The following is a 14,622-nucleotide window of genomic DNA, read 5'->3' as shown; positions in this document are numbered from 1 at the left end:
CCTCCCTCAGGTGGCGGAGCTGTCGGTCGCCGCCGCGCGGGTGCGCCGGTACAGCACCCGGCCGGGCGAGGACGTGACGCCGTGGACGACGGTGCTCGCCGCCACCACGAGGCTGCCCGCGGCGAGCACCACCGGGTCCACGGCGAGCCGTTCGGCCTCCAGCGCCAGGTAGAACAGCGCCGAGACCCCGATCGGCCCGAACCAGCCGAGGAAGGCGGCGTCGGGCCGCCCCAGGCCCAGGGGGCGGCGCAGCAGCCACACGACCGGCAGCCGCCGCAGCAGCAGGACGCCGAGCGCCAGCGCCGGCCCCCGCCACCCCAGGCCCAGCCACGCCGACCAGGGCAGGACCACCCCGAGGCCGACGAACAGCGGGCAGACCAGGAACCGGTTGACCGCCTCGTCGATCGGGACGTCGTCGGTGCGGTCCGGTCCGGTGGCCGCGGCGTTGAAGGTCAGCCCGGCGACGAACACCGCGAGGATCCCGTCGACGTGCAGGAGACCGGCGGCCCCGAGCACGAGGAACGCGAGGACCGCCGTGAACAGCAACCGCGGCCCGGTGTCGGTGGAGCCGTGCTCCTCCCCCGCCCGCAGCGCTCGCGCGCCGAACCAGCCGAGGAGGACCCCCAGGAGGACCGCCCCCGCGACCTGCCACAGCGACTCCACGAGTGCGGCGCCGATGCTGTCGGCGCCGGCGACGGCGACGGCGAGGAGCACCAGGGGCAGGGCGAGGCCGTCGTTCGCGCCGGACTCCAGGGAGAGGATCTGCCGGTCCCGGGCCGGGAGGTCCTCCTCGGCCGGGCCGCCGGTGACCACGCTCGAGGCGAGCACGGGATCGGTGGGGCAGAGAGCCGCGCCGATCAGCGCCGCGGTGCCCAGCCCCACGCCCAGCACGGTCGCCGCCACGCCGGCCGTCACGACCGCCATGACCGGCATCGCGACCGCCAGCAGCAGGAGCACCGGGCGCAGCCGGGCCCGCGCGTCGCGCACCGGGTAGCGCAGGGCGACCGCCATGACCGAGATGGCCAGGAGGAGCCGGGTGGTGGTGTGCAGCCAGGTCGTGTCCTCGGTCAGCGGTGGCACGGTGAGCACGCCGAGCAGCTCCGGTCCGAGGACCACGCCCAGCGCGAGGGCGAGCACCGGTTCGTCCACCGGCCACCGGCGCAGGCGTCCGGACAGCGCCGCCACGACCAACCCCAGCACGCCTGCCGACAGCAGGACGACGTCCATCAGCACCGGTCCGGTCTCCGCGCTGTCCCGGTCAGCTGGCGATGACCTGGGGGGAGGCCACCTTGAGGTGGGCGTTGGCCCAGCGCGCCTGCCGCAGCGACTGGGGATGGCAGCGCTCGGCAAGGTCGAGCAGCTCCCGCTCCTTCGCGCCCTGGGCCGACTGGGCCAGGATCTCCCAGTCCAGGGAGACGCCGGCCGCCTCCCGGTACAGATGGCGCAGATCGGCCAGCAGCAGCAGGCCAGGCGTGGACCGGCGGCCCAGGATGTCCGAGGTGCGCTGCTTCACGCTCGCCAGCAGGCCGGGGTCCTCCGACGCCTCCGGAGCCAGGTCCAGGCCGAAGTCGGAGCCGACTCGCGCCAGCTCGGCCACGTGCTGCCGGGACCACGTGGCCATGTCCCGGGTGACGTAGAAGACCTCGTGGTCGGCCTTGTGCTTGTCCGACATCGACGTCAGGACTGTCACCAGGTGGTTCTCGGAGCGGTGCAGCTCCTCGATCACCAGGTCGAGCTTCACGCGTGACCTCCCAGGAGCTCTTCCGCACGAGCGGCGTCCCCGCCCTCGGTCGGTGGGACCGAGCCGGTGACCGGCGCCGACCCCGTGGTGGTGGGGGCCGGAGCCGGGGTGCCCCTGCCCTTGCCGACGCATTCCACCTGCGCGGCCGCCGTCTTGAAGATCGGTTGCTTGGACACCGGGTCCCAGTCGGTCAGGGTCAGCTCGTTGGCGGCCCGCCCGTCGTGCTTCCTCCGGGGCGCCGCACCGTCCTCGGTGTCCCAGTAGCCGTAGTGGAACGGCAGGAACAGCACCCCGGGTCGGATGCCGCTGATCCGCAGCCGGGCCCGGACACGGCCCCGGGGGGTGCTGATCTCGAGCAGGTCGCCCTCGGCGAACCTGCGGTCGGCGGCGTCGCCGGCCGACATCTCCACCCAGACCTCCGGCGCGGCCGCGTGCAGCTGGGGTGCGCGGCCGGTCTTGGTCCGGGTGTGGAAGTGGTACAGGGTCCGCCCGGTGATGAGCTGGAACGGGTACTCCTGGCTGGGTAGCTCGTGCGGCGGCACGTACTCGGCCGCCTTGAGCACCGCCCGGCCGGTCGGGTTGAGCGCCTTGTACTCGGTCTCCTCGACGGGCGCACCGGTGACCAGGTCGCGGCCGTAGCTCTCGCAGTACTCCGGATGGGCCCAGAACTGCCCGTCGACGTAGATGCGCTCGGTGCCGTCGGGGTGCTCGTCGTTGCACGGCCACTGGATGCCGCTGCCGCCGCGCAGCTTGTCGTAGGACATGCCGGTGTAGTCGCACGGCCGGCCGCGGCTGCACTCCTTCCATCCCTCGAACGCGCCCTCGGCGTCCGTCCACTTCACCAACGGCTGCCCGTCCTTGTCCTGCAGCCCCAGCCGGTGGGCGAAGTCGATGAGGATGTCCAGGTCCGACCGCGCCTCGCCCGGCGGCTCCACGCCTTCTCGGACAGGTGCACGGTGCGGTCGACGTTGGTGAACGTGCCGGTCTTCTCCCCCCACGTCGCGGCCGGGAGGACGACGTCGGCCAGCTGCGCGGTCTCGGACAGGAAGATGTCCTGGACCACGAGGAAGAGCCGGTCCTGGGCGAGGATCGACCGGATCCGGGCCAGCTCGGGCAGCGAGACCGCCGGGTTGGTCGCGGTCACGTACAGGAAGCGGATCGAGCCCTCTTCCATGTAGCGCAGCTGCTGCATGATGTGCGTCGGCGGCGAGTAGTGCGGGATCTGCACCGGGTCGACGTTCCAGACCCGCGCCAGGTCCTGGATGTGCGCGTCGTTGGACCAGTTGCGGAACGCCGGGAGGTCGCCGTCGGCGCCCGCCTCACGGGTGTTCTGGGCCGTGGGCTGGCCGTTCATCTGCAGGATCCCGCAGCCGGGCCTGCCGAGCATGCCGCGGATGACGTTGACGTTGTTGACGCCGACGGCGGCGGCCGTGGCCTGGTGGGACTGGTAGAAGCCCTGCAGGACCGTCGACAGCAGCCGCCTGGCGGTGCCGAGGATGCGGGCCGCCTCGCGGATCCGCTCCACCGGCACGTCGCACACCTCGGCGGCGACCTCCGGGCTGTACTCCTTCATCTGCTTCTCGAGCTCGGCGTAGCCGACGGTGTGCGCCGCGACGTACTCGTGGTCGACCCAGTCGTTGCGGATGATCTCGTGCAGCAGCGCGTTCACCAGCACCACGTTGGTGCCGGGGCGCGGCGCGAGGTGCACGGTGGCCGCCCGGGCGACCGGCGTCTCCCGCGGGTCGACGCAGATCACCTTCGGCGGGTTCGGGCCGACCAGGCGGTCGAGCACGCGGCTCCAGAGCACGGTCTGGGTCTCGGCCATGTTGTGCCCGTAGAGGGCGATGACGTCGGCGGAGTCGACGTCGGTGTAGGACCCGGGCTGGCCGTCGCTGGCGAAGGTCTCCTTCAGCGCTGCGGCGGCGGTCGCGGTGCACAGCCGGGTGTTGCCGTCGACGTGGTTGGTGCCGATGCCGCCGTGCGCGATCAGGCCGAGGGTGTAGTACTCCTCGAGGAAGAGCTGCCCGGTCGTGTAGAAGCTGATCGCGCTGGGCCCCTGCTCCTGCAGCAGTTGCCTGCACCGCCCGGCGACGGCGTCCATCGCGGTGTCCCAGTCGGTCTCCACCAGCTTTCCGCGGCGCCGGATCAGCGGCTTCGTCAGGCGGTCCGGCGAGTGGTTGGCCTGCCAGCCGAAGAGGTCCTTGGGGCCGAGCCGGCCGTGGTTGACGCGGTCGACGGCCCGGCCGCGGACGCCGACGATCCGCCCGTCCTTGACCGCGATGTCCAGGCCGTCGCCGTTGGAGTGCAGGATCGTCGCCGACTGCACCCAGCGGTCGACGTCCTCCTCGGTCAGCCCCTCGGCGAGGTACTGGTCGACCCGCGTGGGCCAGGTCTCCCCCGGCCCGTACGGCGTCCTGGTCCCCCATGGTTCGGCGATCCGGTCGACCCGGGTCATCCGGTGCTCCCTCCGCGCATCCGCCCACCTCGTCGCGGGCCAGTGCCCCCTACCCGCATGCACCCAGGCGGCGCAGCCGGGCACATGACAGTTCTGTGACACCGCCCGGGCCGACCCCGAGCCGGGGTAAGGCGGGGACGTCGGTGCCAGTCGTGGACGCGCTCGGGTGGCGTCCGCCACCGACACGAGGAGGAACCATGACCGTTGCCGGACAGATGCTCGGGACCTACCCGAAGGACCTCGGCGGGGTGGACAGGGAGAAGCTGCGCGCCTGCATCGAGGCCTGCTACGAGTGCGCCCAGGCCTGCACCGCGTGCGCCGACGCCTGCCTCAGCGAGGACATGGTCGCCGAGCTCACGAAGTGCATCCGGTCGAACCTCGACTGCGCCGACCTCTGCGAGGCCACCGGGCGGGTGCTGTCCCGCCACACCGGCTACGACGCGAACCTCACCCGCGCGGTGCTCGAAGCCTGCGCCGCCGCCTGCCGGGCGTGCGGCGACGAGTGCGCCGAGCACGCGGACATGCACGAGCACTGCCGGATCTGCGCCGAGTCCTGCCGTCGCTGCGAGCAGGCCTGCCGCGACCTCATCGCCGCTCTCGGCTGACCGGAGGTCGTCGGGGTGCTGGTCCACGGGCAGCCGGTGAGCCCGGACGGATCCGTGGAGTCGCCCGCCGCCGTCCCCCGGGGACGGCGGCACGGGGTCAGGCGCGCCAGTGGGCGGCGCTCAGGGCCACGGCTCCGAGGACCAGGGACAACGCGAGGGCGACGACGGACAGCCAGAACCGGCCCTCGACGAGGGCGCCGACGACGACGGCCAGGCACGCGACGAGGAGCAGGAGAACGGGTCCGCGCATCGTCCACCTCCGGGGACACGGGGTCGCGGCTGGAGCAGCACCCGGTCCGACGGGGACGAGGGAGTCCACCCCGGGTGCGCCGGATCGGGTCGGCGTCATTCAGCCGGCGCCGGGCTCGGGCTCGTTGAGCAGCGCGACGTGCCCTCCGTCGGCCGCGATCCGCCTCTCCAGGGAGCGGAGGGCTCGCAGGCCGGCGCCGTCGACGGCCTGCACCCCACCGAGGTCGAGGACGATCCGTCCCCAGCCGCTGCGGTGCAGGGCGTCGACGGTCCCGCCGAGCATGTCCGCAGCCCGGCCGTCGAGGCGGCCCCGGGCGCGGATGGATCCGGTCCGACGGTCGATGGACTCGGAGAAGACCGAGTCCTCGGCGGCCGCCGAGCCGGCGGCCGGCTCCCGCTCGGAGCCCGCGCCACGGTCCTCGGCGCGGGAACTGCCCACGTCTCCGGTCATCGCCATGCGCGTGCCTCCCATCGGCCGAGGCGACCGGTCGTGTCTCGACCGACGTGTCCTGCTCCACGCTCGCCGGTTCCCCGCGCCGGTTCAACGGTCGCCCGGGAAGCGTCACGGCTCTGTCGCATTCCCCACCCGCGGGGCCGCCGTCCCGGCGTCCGGGACGGAATCGCCAGGGCGGACCGGTCTGCTGCGGGGTCGTTACAGCTCCGCGACGACGGCGCGACATCCCGCGTCGTCCTCCCCCGCCCGGGCATCCGGAGTCCGGGCCGCCCTCGAGATGCCGCGGCCCGTTCCCCAGCGAGGAGCGACCATGACCGTGACCACCCTCCCGGGACGACCGGTGCACGCACGGAGCGGGGGACCGGCCGGCGGGCCCGGGGCGCCGGCGGACACGCCCGGCGACCTCCTCAGGGAGGCCTGGCGGCCGGGCACGGCCGAGCCGGTCGCCATCCACGTCCGTCCGGAGCTGTGCGCCCGGCTCCTGCGCTCGCGCCGCACCCGCCCGCGGAGCTGCCCCGCAGCGGGCCCGTTCCCACCCCGGCGCATCCCCCTCCTCGTCGACGACCGGATCCCGGCAGCGCCCGGGTTCGAGGTCCACCGCGTCCCTCCCGGCGCCGCGACGGGCGGCCTCGACCTGCTCGGGGCACGGACCGACGCCACGGGTGCGGCCGGGGGACCGCTGCTCGTCCTGGACCCGTCCGGCGACTGCAGCTGCACGGCCGGTCCCCGGGACCGCGCCGGTGACGCGGCCGACCCGCAGGCGGGCCCCCCGGTGCCGCGAGTGGGCGGTCACCGGTGACGGGCGGGACCCGTCCCGCACCCCTGGCGGACGGCGCAGGCCCGCGGAGGACGAACCGGTGGCTGGCCGGCGGGGCCCTGGCCGTGGGCCTGGCCATCGGCGGCGTCCTCGGTGCGGGCATCGCTGCCGCCACCGACGACGACGCCGCCGGGACCGTCGCTGCTCCCCCCGTCGCGTCCGACCCAGCCGGGCAGGACCCGTCTCCCGACTCGGGGGCGGAGGCGCGCGTCTCCGACGCCTGCCTGCGCGCCGTGGCGGCCGCGGAGCAGACCTACGACGCGATCGAGGACCTCGCCGGAGCTCTGCTCGCGTTCGACGCGCGGCGGCTGGACGAGGTGGTGCACGAGCTGCGGCCGCTGCAGGACCAGCTGGAACGCGGCACCGCGGCCTGCCGGGTCGACGTCCGGCGTCCCGGGGACCCGGCCGGCCCCAGCGAGCCGCCGTCGGCGCCGCCCACGTCCCCACCGGCCGCACCCACGCCCTCCCCGCCCGCGTCCCCCACCGGCTGACGCACCCGTCGGCGGGGTCGCCCGGGCGTCCCACCGGCAGGCCGCCGCCCCTGCCCTGAGCGCGCACCCGTCCACGCCACCCCTCCCGGCCCGTCCGGGGCCCTCCTCCTGGGGGTCGGAATGTCCCAGCAGCACGGTGCCGTGGCGCGGGGCAGCCGGCTGCGCAGAGTCCTGCGCCTGCCCGGTCGCGCGCTGCGAGCCGCGGTGGTCTCCGGACGCTGGCTGGTGATCGGCGTGTGGATCGCGGCGGCGGTGGTCACCACCGTGGCCCTCCCCGGGAACGGCGGCGGGGGTGGGGGTGACATCGGCAGCCTCCTGCCCGCGGACAGCGAGGCCGTCGCCGTGCTGGAGCGCTCCCTGGAGGAGTTCCGCGTCCCCGCGCTCTCCGAGACCTCCGTGGTCGTGCACGACCCCGACGGCCTGGACCCCCTCACCCGCGCCGACGTCGTCCTGTGGGCCCTGGCCACGACGCAGTCCTCGATGGCGGATCCCGGGGGCTCCGGCGCCGGCCGGGTCGAGGCCGCCGTCCCCGTGCCGACGACCACTCCCACGACCGCGGTCACCTACCTCTACACGACCGAGTGGATCGCGCTGGAGGACCGGGTCGCGCTGGCCGAGGAGTACGCCGCGCACTTCACCGACGACCCGTCGGTGCAGACGTACGTGACCGGCGTCGTGCCGGCCCAGGTGCGCCAGGTCCACCAGCTGGAGTCGCGGCTGCACCTGTTCGAGATCGCGACCCTCGTGCTGATCGCGCTGGTGGTGGCCCTGACCTTCCGGTCGGTCGTCGCCCCGGTCGTGGTCCTGCTCGTGGCCGGGATCGGCTACCTGGTGACCGTCCGGGTGCTGGAGTACCTGGCCGGCGTCCTCGGGTTCGCGCTCCCCGGTCAGCTGCGTCCGCTGACGGCGGCGCTGCTCATCGGCGTGGTGACCGACTACTGCGTGCTGTTCTTCTCCGGGTTCCGGCACCACCTGGAACGCGGCCTGCACCGCGCCGAGGCGGCTCGGTGCACCCTCGCCACCGAGGGACCGATCGTGGCCGTCGCCGGGATCACCGTCGCCGGGGGGACGGCGGCGTTGCTCGTGGCGGACTTCCAGCTGTTCCAGGCGTTCGGACCGGCTCTCGCGCTGACGGTCGTCGTCGGCCTCCTGGTGTCGCTGACCCTCGTGCCCGCCCTGCTCGCGGTGCTCGGCCGGGCCCTCTTCGCCCCCCGGCGGCTGCGGACGGGCGGTGGACCGTCCCCCGGCACGTCCTCGGGTGGAGGCGGCCGGCTGGTCCGGGGGGTCACGAACCGGTGGGGTGCGGCCGTGACGACCCTCCTCTGCGCGGCGCTGCTCACCCTGGCCGCGCTGCCGGTCCTCCACATGCGGCTCGACGTCTCGTTCACCTCCGGTCTGCCCTCCGGTGACCCGGTGCGGCAGGGGGCCGAGGTGCTGGAGGAGGCCGGGATCCGCGGAGTCGTCGCACCGACCGAGGTCCTCGTCGAGGGGATCGGCGTCACCGGGCAGCGGGACGCGCTGGACCGGCTGCAGCAGATCATCGGCGCGCAGCCCGGGGTGGCCGCAGTGCTGGGCCCGGCGCAGAACCCGGTGGCCGACGAGCTCGACGTCTTCCTCGCGGACGACGGGGACGCCGCGCGGTTCGTCGTCATCCTCGACGGCGATCCCCTCGCCGCGCCCGCCCTCGCGGACCTGGCGCTGCTGAGGGACCGGCTGCCCGCCCTGCTGCTCGCGGCCGGCGTCGAGGACGCGACCGCGGCCGTGACCGGTCAGACGGCGATCGCCGCGGAGCTGGTGGAGCTGACCCGCGAGAACCTGTGGCGGATCCTGCTGGCGGCGCTCGCCGTGGAACTGGTCGTCCTCGCCGTGTTCCTGCGTGCTCTGGTGGCGCCGGTGGTGCTGCTGGCCTGCAGTGTCCTGAGCGTCGCGGCCGCCCTGGGTCTGACGGTGCTCGTCTTCCAGGACGTGCGCGGCGATCCGGGGCTGACCTTCTACGTCCCCTTCACCACCGCGGTCCTGCTGCTGGCGCTCGGCTCCGACTACAACGTCTTCGCGGTCGGCGCGATCTGGGAGCGGGCCGACCGCCATCCCCTGCGGCAGGCCATCGCGCTGGCCCTGCCGGCCACGGGCCGGGCCATCAGCGCCGCCGGGGTGATCCTCGCGGCCACGTTCGCGATGGTGGCCATCATCCCGCTGGTCTCCTTCCGCCAGGTGGCTTTCACGATGGCGGTGGGCCTCCTGCTCGACACCTTCCTCATCCGGCCCGTCCTCACCCCCGCCGTGCTCACCCTCCTCGGCCGGATCGCAGGCTGGCCCGGCCGGCGCATCCGCACCGCGGCCTCGTCGCCCGGAGGACACCCGCCGGCCGCCCTGGCCGGCACCGTGGCGCCCGACCGCGCGGGTGTTGCCGATCGATGACGGTCCGCCGTCGGTCCCGAGACCTTCCGGCGGCGCCGCGGGTCGACGGGGTCCCAGCGGCAACACGGACGGGGTGCACCCGCTCCCGTCCGCCGCCCCCGAGGGGGTCCCCGCCCGCCGCGACAGCCCGTCCGTCGTGTGGTTGGACGACGCCCCTGCGGCCGACCCGGGGATGACCGGGGCCAAGGCCGCGGCCCTGGCGACGGCGTCCCGGCACGGGCTGCCGGTGGTGCCCGGCTTCGTCATCACCGCCGCGGCATCCGAGCAGCTCGCCGCCGGCGCGCCGCTCCCCGCCGCCGTGCTCGACGCCTGGCGCCGGCTCTCCCACGGCGATGCGGTGCCCTTGGTCGTGCGCAGCAGCTCGGCCGTCGAGGACCTCGCCGGCTCCTCGATGGCCGGCCGGTTCGAGTCCGTCGTCGGCGTCCGCGGGCGGGAGGGCTTCGGCCGGGCCGTCGGGCTGGTCGTGGCCTCCCGGGAGCGCGCGGCGGCCGGCTCGGCGTCGCTGACCGGGCGGGAACCGATCGCCGTGCTCGTCCAGCCGCTGCTGACCGTGCGCTGCGGCGGCGTGCTCTTCGGGATCGACCCGGTCACCGGCCGGGAGGACCGGGTCGTGGTGGCCGCCGTCGACGGCGGCCCCGACCGCCTCGTGAGCGGCCGGGTCGACGGCACCCGCTACGAGCTCGACCGCGACGGCCGGCCGGTCGCGGTGGTCCACGGGGAGGGGGGCTCCCGGCTGTCCCGGCGCCGGCTGCGCGAGCTGGTGCGGCTGGCCGAGCGGACGGCGGAGGTCTTCGGCGGACCGCAGGACGTGGAGTGGGCGTACGAGCGGCACGGCCGGCTGCGGCTGCTGCAGAGCCGCCCGGTCACCGCCGAGCCCCGCGGGCGGCCGGCCGGGCCGGTGCTGGGTCCCGGACCCGTCGCCGAGACGTTCCCCGAGCCCCTGCAGCCGCTGGAGGCCGACCTGTGGGTGGATCCGCTCCGGACGGCGCTGCGGCGCGCGCTGGTGCTCGCCGGGACGGCTCCGACGCGGCGGCGGACGCCTCGCCGCTGGTCACCGTGATCGGCGGTCGGGTCGCCGTCGACCTCGATCTCCTCGAACCCCGCTCCGGCACGACCTGGGTCCGGGAGAAGCTGGACCCGCGCCCGCGGCTGCGGCGGCTGCACGCCTCCTGGCGGGTCGGTCGGCTGCGTGCGGCGCTGCCCGCCCTGGTCCGGGACGTCCTCGACGCGGCCGACAGCGCCCTGGCCGACGTGCCACCCCTCGACGGCCTCGACGACCGCCGGCTCGTCGGGTTGCTGTACCGGACCCGGCGAGCCCTGGTGTCCGTCCACGCCCACGAACTGCTCGTCGGCCTGCTCGTCGACCGGGAGGGGTCCAGCACCACCGGCGTCGGCGTCGCCCTCGCCGTCCTGGCGCGGGCCCGGCAGTCCGGCCTGCCCGACGACCGGATCGTGGCCGAGCACCCGGTGGTCCTCGCCCTCAGCCCTCCCCAGGTGCGTGCCGTCCCCGCCCTGCCGGCGGAGGTCCGGGCTCCCGGTGAGCGCCCGCCCGCGGACCCCGACGACCCCGGCCTGCTGCGGGAGGCGCTGCGGCTGCGCGTGCGGTGGCTGCAGGAGCTGGGCGCCCGTGCGGCCTGGACGCTCGGTGCGCGGCTCGCCGGGGCGGGGCGGCTGGCCCGGCCGGACGACGTCCGCGGGTTGCCGCTGGCCGAGCTCGCCGCCCTGGTGGAGGACCCGGCCGCGTCGGCCGACCCGCGACCGGTGACCCCGGCCGATCCGCTCCCCGCCCGGTTCCGGCTCAGCGACACTGGCGCGCCGGTGCCCGAGGGCGGCGGGACGGGCGCGGCCGGAGCGGGCGGCGCGAGCGCCGCTGGCGTCGTCCACCACGGCGACGACCCGCCCGAGGGCGCGGTGCTCGTGGTCCGCACCCTCGACCCGTCGCTGGCGCCGCTGCTGCCGGGGCTCGCCGGGCTGGTCGCCTAGACCGGCAGCGCGCTGGCGCACCTGGCCATCCTCGCCCGCGAGGCCGGGGTCCCGACCGTCGTGGGTCTCGCCCGGGCGCAGGAGCGTTTCCCCCCGGGCACCGTCGTCCGGGTGGACGGGGCCACCGGGGCGGTCGAGGAGGTGCCGTCGTGCGTGCCGTGAGCTGGGCGGTGGCGACCCTGACGCTGGTCGCCTCCGGCGGCTACGTGCTGGTGTACGTGTACCGCTGGGAGTGGCACCGGGCGCTGCTGGTCGGCGTCCTCTTCCTCGCCGCGCTGATCGGGTCGGGCACCGCGCTCGTGCTGCGCCGGTTGGGCCGGCTGGAGCGCCGGGTGGCCGCGGGGGCGGACCGTGCGCCGCTCGCGGTCCTGCACCGGCTGCGGAGCGCGCCGGTCGAGGCCCCGCCGTTCCGCTGGCTGCGCCCGCCGGACCCCGACCGCAGCTCCGTCTTCATCCCCTTCCTGATCGGCGGCGGCGTCCTGCTGTCCGCGGTGGCGTGGCTGGTCGAGCGGCTGGCCGGCGCGGCGGCCCGGACCGGCGTCGAGGAGGAGCTGGCCGGCCGGCTCTGCGACGTCGCGTTCCCGGCCGCCCCCCTCGTCCCCACCACGGCCGAGGTGCTGGCCGGCTGCGCGGCGACCGAGGACCCCGGGCTGCCGGTGCTGCTCGGCCCGTCGGCGGGGACGCCGGGATGAAGCGGCTCCTCGTCGGGCTGATCGCCGCCGCGCTGGCGGGAACCGGCCTGCTGGCGCTGCGCGCGGAGCTGATGACCGTCGAGGTGGAGCAGGCCGAGGGCTCCTACACCGAGGTGGTCGTCGCCGCCGACGTCGTGCGCGAGAACGCCGACGTGCGGGCCGAGATGACCCACGGCCTGGTGAGCACCTGCCGGCTGCTCGTCAACGCCGACGTGGTGGAGCAGTCGTTCCGCGCCGTCGGCGACGGCGTGTTCGCCTTCCGGCTGCGCCCCGGGCTCGACGAGTTCGACCGGCGGGAGCTGCGCGGCTGCCTGTCGGACCTGCGCGTGCAGCACCTGCGGCTCGACGTCCGGCACCTGGAGACGGTCACGCCGGCCGCCGACGACCGGCGGCGCAACGGAACACCTGCCGCCGGCCGGCGTTGACCCTGCGGAGGGCGCGAACCCCGCCCGCTCCCCCAGGTCCCGGAGGTCGCCTCCCCCGTGCCGCAGCTCACCCGCAGGCAGCTGCTCGCCGCCGGCCTGGGCGTGGCCGGCTCGCTCGCCGCCGGCGGCGGGCTCACCGGCGGGCTGTGGCCCGCCTGGCCAGCGAGGACCTCGTCCCCGGCGCCGCCCCCGACCTCGCGCTCCCGGCCACGGCGTGGTCGACAGCCGCCGACCGGCTCACCTTCGCCGCGGTGGGCGACACCGGCAGCGGGGGCCGGCAGGCGATGGCCGTGGCCGAGCGCATGGCGCGCGGCTACCGGGCGTCGCCGTACGGACTGGTCACCCACCTCGGGGACCTCTGCTACTACGGCCGGGTCGAGGACCGGTTCGACGACGTGTTCGTCCGGCCGATGCGCCCGCTCATCGACGCGGGGGTGCGGTTCGAGCTGGCCATCGGCAACCACGACGGGGACCTGCACCACAGCGACGAGAGTCTCGCGGAGATCGACGCGGAACTCCGGCTGCTCGGCACCCCGGCGCGCAGCTACACGACCAGCCACGGCCCGGTGGACTTCTTCTACCTGGACGCCAGCGCCCCGGGTCTGTTCGGCGCCGACGCCACGGCGCAGGTCGAGTGGCTCGACGACGCCCTGGCCCGCTCGACCAACCAGTGGAAGGTCGTCTGCATGCACCACCCGCTGTTCTCCTCCGGGTCGCACGGCTCCACGCCCGGGGCCCGGGAGGTGCTCGGGCCGGTGTTCGCGCGCCGGTCGGTCGACCTCGTCCTGAGCGGGCACGACCACCACTACGAGCGCACCCGGCCGGTGGACGGCGTCACCTACGTGGTCAGCGGCGGCGGCTGCAAGACCACGCCGGTCGGCCGCAGCCGGTTCACCGTGGCCGCCGCGTCGGCCCTGCGGTACCTGCACGTGGACGTCGCCGGCGACCGGCTGACGGGACGTTCGGTGCGGGCCGACGGGCAGGTGCTCGACCGCTTCCAGCTGCGCGCCAGGGAAGGGCGGTGAGCCGGAGCCGGGCGGGAGCCGCCGCGTACGCCCTGCTGGTGCTGGCGCTGGTGCTCGCCCCGGCCCTCGTCGTGCGGGCGGCCGGCGGCCGGGGTGGTGCCGGCGTCGCGGGCAGCGCCGACCTCCTCGGCGTGGGCGCGGTGGTCGGGGTGGTGGCCGCCGTCCTCGCCTGGCGCCGGCTGCGCGCGCCCGGTGCCGGTGCCCCCGCCAGTCGGTGGATCGCCGCCCTCGCCGCCCTCGGCGTGCTGGCGACCGGCGCGACCGCGGTCCCCACACTGCTCCTCCTCGCGGTCCCCCGGGTCCCTGGTGCAGCCACGCTGGCCCCCGTCCTCTGGGGCGGCGCGCTCGTCGTCGCGGTCCTGTGCGCCGAGACCGCCCGGCGGCGCCTGCTGCGCTGGCTGACGCCGGTGGGTACCCCCGGCCGCTGACCGGACCGGCGAGCCGGCGCGGCCGCGGGCCCCGCGGGGACACCGGCGCGGCGTCACCTCGTCGTCACACCGGTCGGGGCTGCCCCGCGGCCCCTTGTCAGCTCGGTGACGAACCCGCCACACCCGGGATGGCGTCGGGTGCCGCGGGCACGGTGGACGTGCAGTCACCGACGCCGGGTACCGCCCGGCGAGAGGAGGAACGCCCATGCGCACCACCCTGGGCAGCACGCCGAAGGGCATCCGCACCGCCGTCGCCGCGGTCGCCGCCGTCTCCACGCTGGGCCTCACCGCGTGCAGCGACACGGCCGGCTCGGAGGCGGGTGCCGACGTCGAGGACGTGGTCGAGGAGGAAGCCCTCGAGGAGGAGCCCTTCGAGGGCCCGTACGACACCGAGTTCCACGAGGGCGTCGACGAGTACGTGGGCGAGCAGGTCACCCTCTCGGCCGACGTGAACGAGGTGATCACCCCTGAGGCCTTCACCATCGCCGGCACCGACGACACCACGGTGGAGGCCCTGCTCGTGGTGGGCGCCACCGGGAACGCGCAGCTGGCGCCCGAGACCACCGTCGAGGTGACGGGCACGGTGCAGGAGCCCTTCGTCGTCACCGAGGTCGAGGAGGAGCTGGGGGTGGACCTCGACGACGCGCTGTTCGCCGAGTGGGAGCAGGAGCCCTACGTCGTCGCGGACAGCGTCGAGGTTCTCGAGAACGTCGACTGACGAGGCCCCTCACGGCCCCGGGGGGGGGGGGGGGCGGGGGGGGGGGGGGGGGGGGGGGGCGGGGGGGTGGGGGGGGGGGGGGGGGGGGTGGGGGGGGTGGGTGGGGGTGCCGCCCCGCCCC

General features: G+C 75.8%; 18 protein-coding genes. 12 read left to right on the top strand and 6 right to left on the bottom strand.

Annotation, left to right across the window (positions count from 1 at the left end; genetic code table 11):
- Window positions 1-6: 6 nt before the first annotated feature.
- Genes ACI78Z_RS21285 through ACI78Z_RS21270 form a run of 4 tightly spaced genes read right to left on the bottom strand, consistent with a single transcriptional unit; the run spans window position 7 to window position 4,196 of the window.
- Window positions 7-1,227, bottom strand: a complete 1,221-nt coding sequence (locus tag ACI78Z_RS21285) for a cation:proton antiporter domain-containing protein (protein ID WP_457038540.1) — start codon at window positions 1,225-1,227, stop codon at window positions 7-9.
- A 31-nt stretch (window positions 1,228-1,258) separates the two neighbouring features.
- On the bottom strand, window positions 1,259-1,741 hold the full coding sequence (locus ACI78Z_RS21280) for a hypothetical protein (protein ID WP_457038523.1): 483 nt from the start codon (window positions 1,739-1,741) through the stop codon (window positions 1,259-1,261).
- Window positions 1,738-2,676: a molybdopterin oxidoreductase family protein gene (locus ACI78Z_RS21275; protein WP_457038522.1), complete on the bottom strand. Its 939-nt coding sequence runs from the start codon at window positions 2,674-2,676 to the stop codon at window positions 1,738-1,740. Before ACI78Z_RS21275 ends, ACI78Z_RS21280 begins: the two co-directional genes overlap by 4 nt.
- Window positions 2,580-4,196: a molybdopterin-dependent oxidoreductase gene (locus ACI78Z_RS21270; protein WP_457038521.1), complete on the bottom strand. Its 1,617-nt coding sequence runs from the start codon at window positions 4,194-4,196 to the stop codon at window positions 2,580-2,582. Before ACI78Z_RS21270 ends, ACI78Z_RS21275 begins: the two co-directional genes overlap by 97 nt.
- 197 nt (window positions 4,197-4,393) lie before the next feature.
- Here ACI78Z_RS21270 and ACI78Z_RS21265 point away from each other — a divergent pair, with 197 nt between their 5' ends.
- Window positions 4,394-4,801 (top strand): four-helix bundle copper-binding protein, encoded by a 408-nt coding sequence (locus tag ACI78Z_RS21265; protein ID WP_457038520.1) that lies wholly within the window; start codon window positions 4,394-4,396, stop codon window positions 4,799-4,801.
- A gap of 97 nt (window positions 4,802-4,898) precedes the next feature.
- Here ACI78Z_RS21265 and ACI78Z_RS21260 read toward each other — a convergent pair whose 3' ends face one another.
- Window positions 4,899-5,051, bottom strand: a complete 153-nt coding sequence (locus ACI78Z_RS21260) for a hypothetical protein (protein WP_457038519.1) — start codon at window positions 5,049-5,051, stop codon at window positions 4,899-4,901.
- Window positions 5,052-5,150: 99 nt separating this feature from the next.
- On the bottom strand, window positions 5,151-5,507 hold the full coding sequence (locus ACI78Z_RS21255; RefSeq protein WP_457038518.1) for an STAS domain-containing protein: 357 nt from the start codon (window positions 5,505-5,507) through the stop codon (window positions 5,151-5,153).
- Between the two features lie 307 nt (window positions 5,508-5,814).
- Here ACI78Z_RS21255 and ACI78Z_RS21250 point away from each other — a divergent pair, with 307 nt between their 5' ends.
- The 11 genes from ACI78Z_RS21250 (at window position 5,815) to ACI78Z_RS21200 (ending at window position 14,501) form a co-directional block, all read left to right on the top strand.
- Entirely contained in the window at window positions 5,815-6,303 is a 489-nt protein-coding gene (locus tag ACI78Z_RS21250; RefSeq protein WP_457038517.1) for a hypothetical protein, read from the top strand.
- Window positions 6,300-6,812, top strand: coding sequence for a hypothetical protein (locus ACI78Z_RS21245; protein WP_457038516.1), 513 nt, complete (start codon window positions 6,300-6,302; stop codon window positions 6,810-6,812). Before ACI78Z_RS21250 ends, ACI78Z_RS21245 begins: the two co-directional genes overlap by 4 nt.
- 120 nt (window positions 6,813-6,932) lie before the next feature.
- Window positions 6,933-9,230, top strand: coding sequence for an MMPL family transporter (locus ACI78Z_RS21240; RefSeq protein ID WP_457038515.1), 2,298 nt, complete (start codon window positions 6,933-6,935; stop codon window positions 9,228-9,230).
- Between the two features lie 136 nt (window positions 9,231-9,366).
- The gene (locus ACI78Z_RS21235) at window positions 9,367-10,290 is read left to right on the top strand and encodes a PEP/pyruvate-binding domain-containing protein (protein WP_457038514.1); all 924 of its coding nucleotides are present in this window, start codon (window positions 9,367-9,369) and stop codon (window positions 10,288-10,290) included.
- Window positions 10,287-11,213, top strand: a complete 927-nt coding sequence (locus ACI78Z_RS21230) for a hypothetical protein (RefSeq protein ID WP_457038513.1) — start codon at window positions 10,287-10,289, stop codon at window positions 11,211-11,213. Before ACI78Z_RS21235 ends, ACI78Z_RS21230 begins: the two co-directional genes overlap by 4 nt.
- A 12-nt stretch (window positions 11,214-11,225) precedes the next feature.
- Window positions 11,226-11,375, top strand: coding sequence for a PEP-utilizing enzyme (locus ACI78Z_RS21225; protein ID WP_457038539.1), 150 nt, complete (start codon window positions 11,226-11,228; stop codon window positions 11,373-11,375).
- Complete coding sequence (locus tag ACI78Z_RS21220; RefSeq protein ID WP_457038512.1) at window positions 11,363-11,905, top strand: hypothetical protein; 543 nt, start codon at window positions 11,363-11,365, stop codon at window positions 11,903-11,905. Before ACI78Z_RS21225 ends, ACI78Z_RS21220 begins: the two co-directional genes overlap by 13 nt.
- Window positions 11,902-12,330, top strand: coding sequence for a hypothetical protein (locus ACI78Z_RS21215; RefSeq protein WP_457038511.1), 429 nt, complete (start codon window positions 11,902-11,904; stop codon window positions 12,328-12,330). Before ACI78Z_RS21220 ends, ACI78Z_RS21215 begins: the two co-directional genes overlap by 4 nt.
- A 146-nt stretch (window positions 12,331-12,476) precedes the next feature.
- On the top strand, window positions 12,477-13,355 hold the full coding sequence (locus ACI78Z_RS21210) for a metallophosphoesterase family protein (RefSeq protein WP_457038510.1): 879 nt from the start codon (window positions 12,477-12,479) through the stop codon (window positions 13,353-13,355).
- Entirely contained in the window at window positions 13,352-13,783 is a 432-nt protein-coding gene (locus ACI78Z_RS21205) for a hypothetical protein (RefSeq protein WP_457038509.1), read from the top strand. The genes ACI78Z_RS21210 and ACI78Z_RS21205 overlap by 4 nt, the downstream gene beginning before the upstream one ends.
- Window positions 13,784-13,988: 205 nt before the next feature.
- Window positions 13,989-14,501 carry a hypothetical protein gene (locus ACI78Z_RS21200; RefSeq protein ID WP_457038508.1) on the top strand — a complete coding sequence of 171 codons (513 nt, stop codon included), beginning with the start codon at window positions 13,989-13,991 and terminating at the stop codon, window positions 14,499-14,501.
- The last annotated feature ends 121 nt before the right edge of the window (window positions 14,502-14,622 follow it).

The organism is Geodermatophilus sp. SYSU D01176, from assembly GCF_054050015.1.
This window is presented reverse-complemented; position numbering and strand designations above follow the sequence as displayed.

What these genes read in the sequence shown, in the direction of transcription:
- ACI78Z_RS21285 (WP_457038540.1), bottom strand. Translation starts at nt 1,227, where the DNA reads ATGGACGTCGTCCTGCTGTCGGCAGGCGTGCTGGGGTTGGTCGTGGCG.
- ACI78Z_RS21270 (WP_457038521.1), bottom strand. Translation starts at nt 4,196, where the DNA reads ATGACCCGGGTCGACCGGATCGCCGAACCATGGGGGACCAGGACGCCG.
- ACI78Z_RS21265 (WP_457038520.1), top strand. Translation starts at nt 4,394, where the DNA reads ATGACCGTTGCCGGACAGATGCTCGGGACCTACCCGAAGGACCTCGGC.
- ACI78Z_RS21260 (WP_457038519.1), bottom strand. Translation starts at nt 5,051, where the DNA reads ATGCGCGGACCCGTTCTCCTGCTCCTCGTCGCGTGCCTGGCCGTCGTC.
- ACI78Z_RS21255 (WP_457038518.1), bottom strand. Translation starts at nt 5,507, where the DNA reads ATGGCGATGACCGGAGACGTGGGCAGTTCCCGCGCCGAGGACCGTGGC.
- ACI78Z_RS21250 (WP_457038517.1), top strand. Translation starts at nt 5,815, where the DNA reads ATGACCGTGACCACCCTCCCGGGACGACCGGTGCACGCACGGAGCGGG.
- ACI78Z_RS21240 (WP_457038515.1), top strand. Translation starts at nt 6,933, where the DNA reads ATGTCCCAGCAGCACGGTGCCGTGGCGCGGGGCAGCCGGCTGCGCAGA.
- ACI78Z_RS21215 (WP_457038511.1), top strand. Translation starts at nt 11,902, where the DNA reads ATGAAGCGGCTCCTCGTCGGGCTGATCGCCGCCGCGCTGGCGGGAACC.
- ACI78Z_RS21200 (WP_457038508.1), top strand. Translation starts at nt 13,989, where the DNA reads ATGCGCACCACCCTGGGCAGCACGCCGAAGGGCATCCGCACCGCCGTC.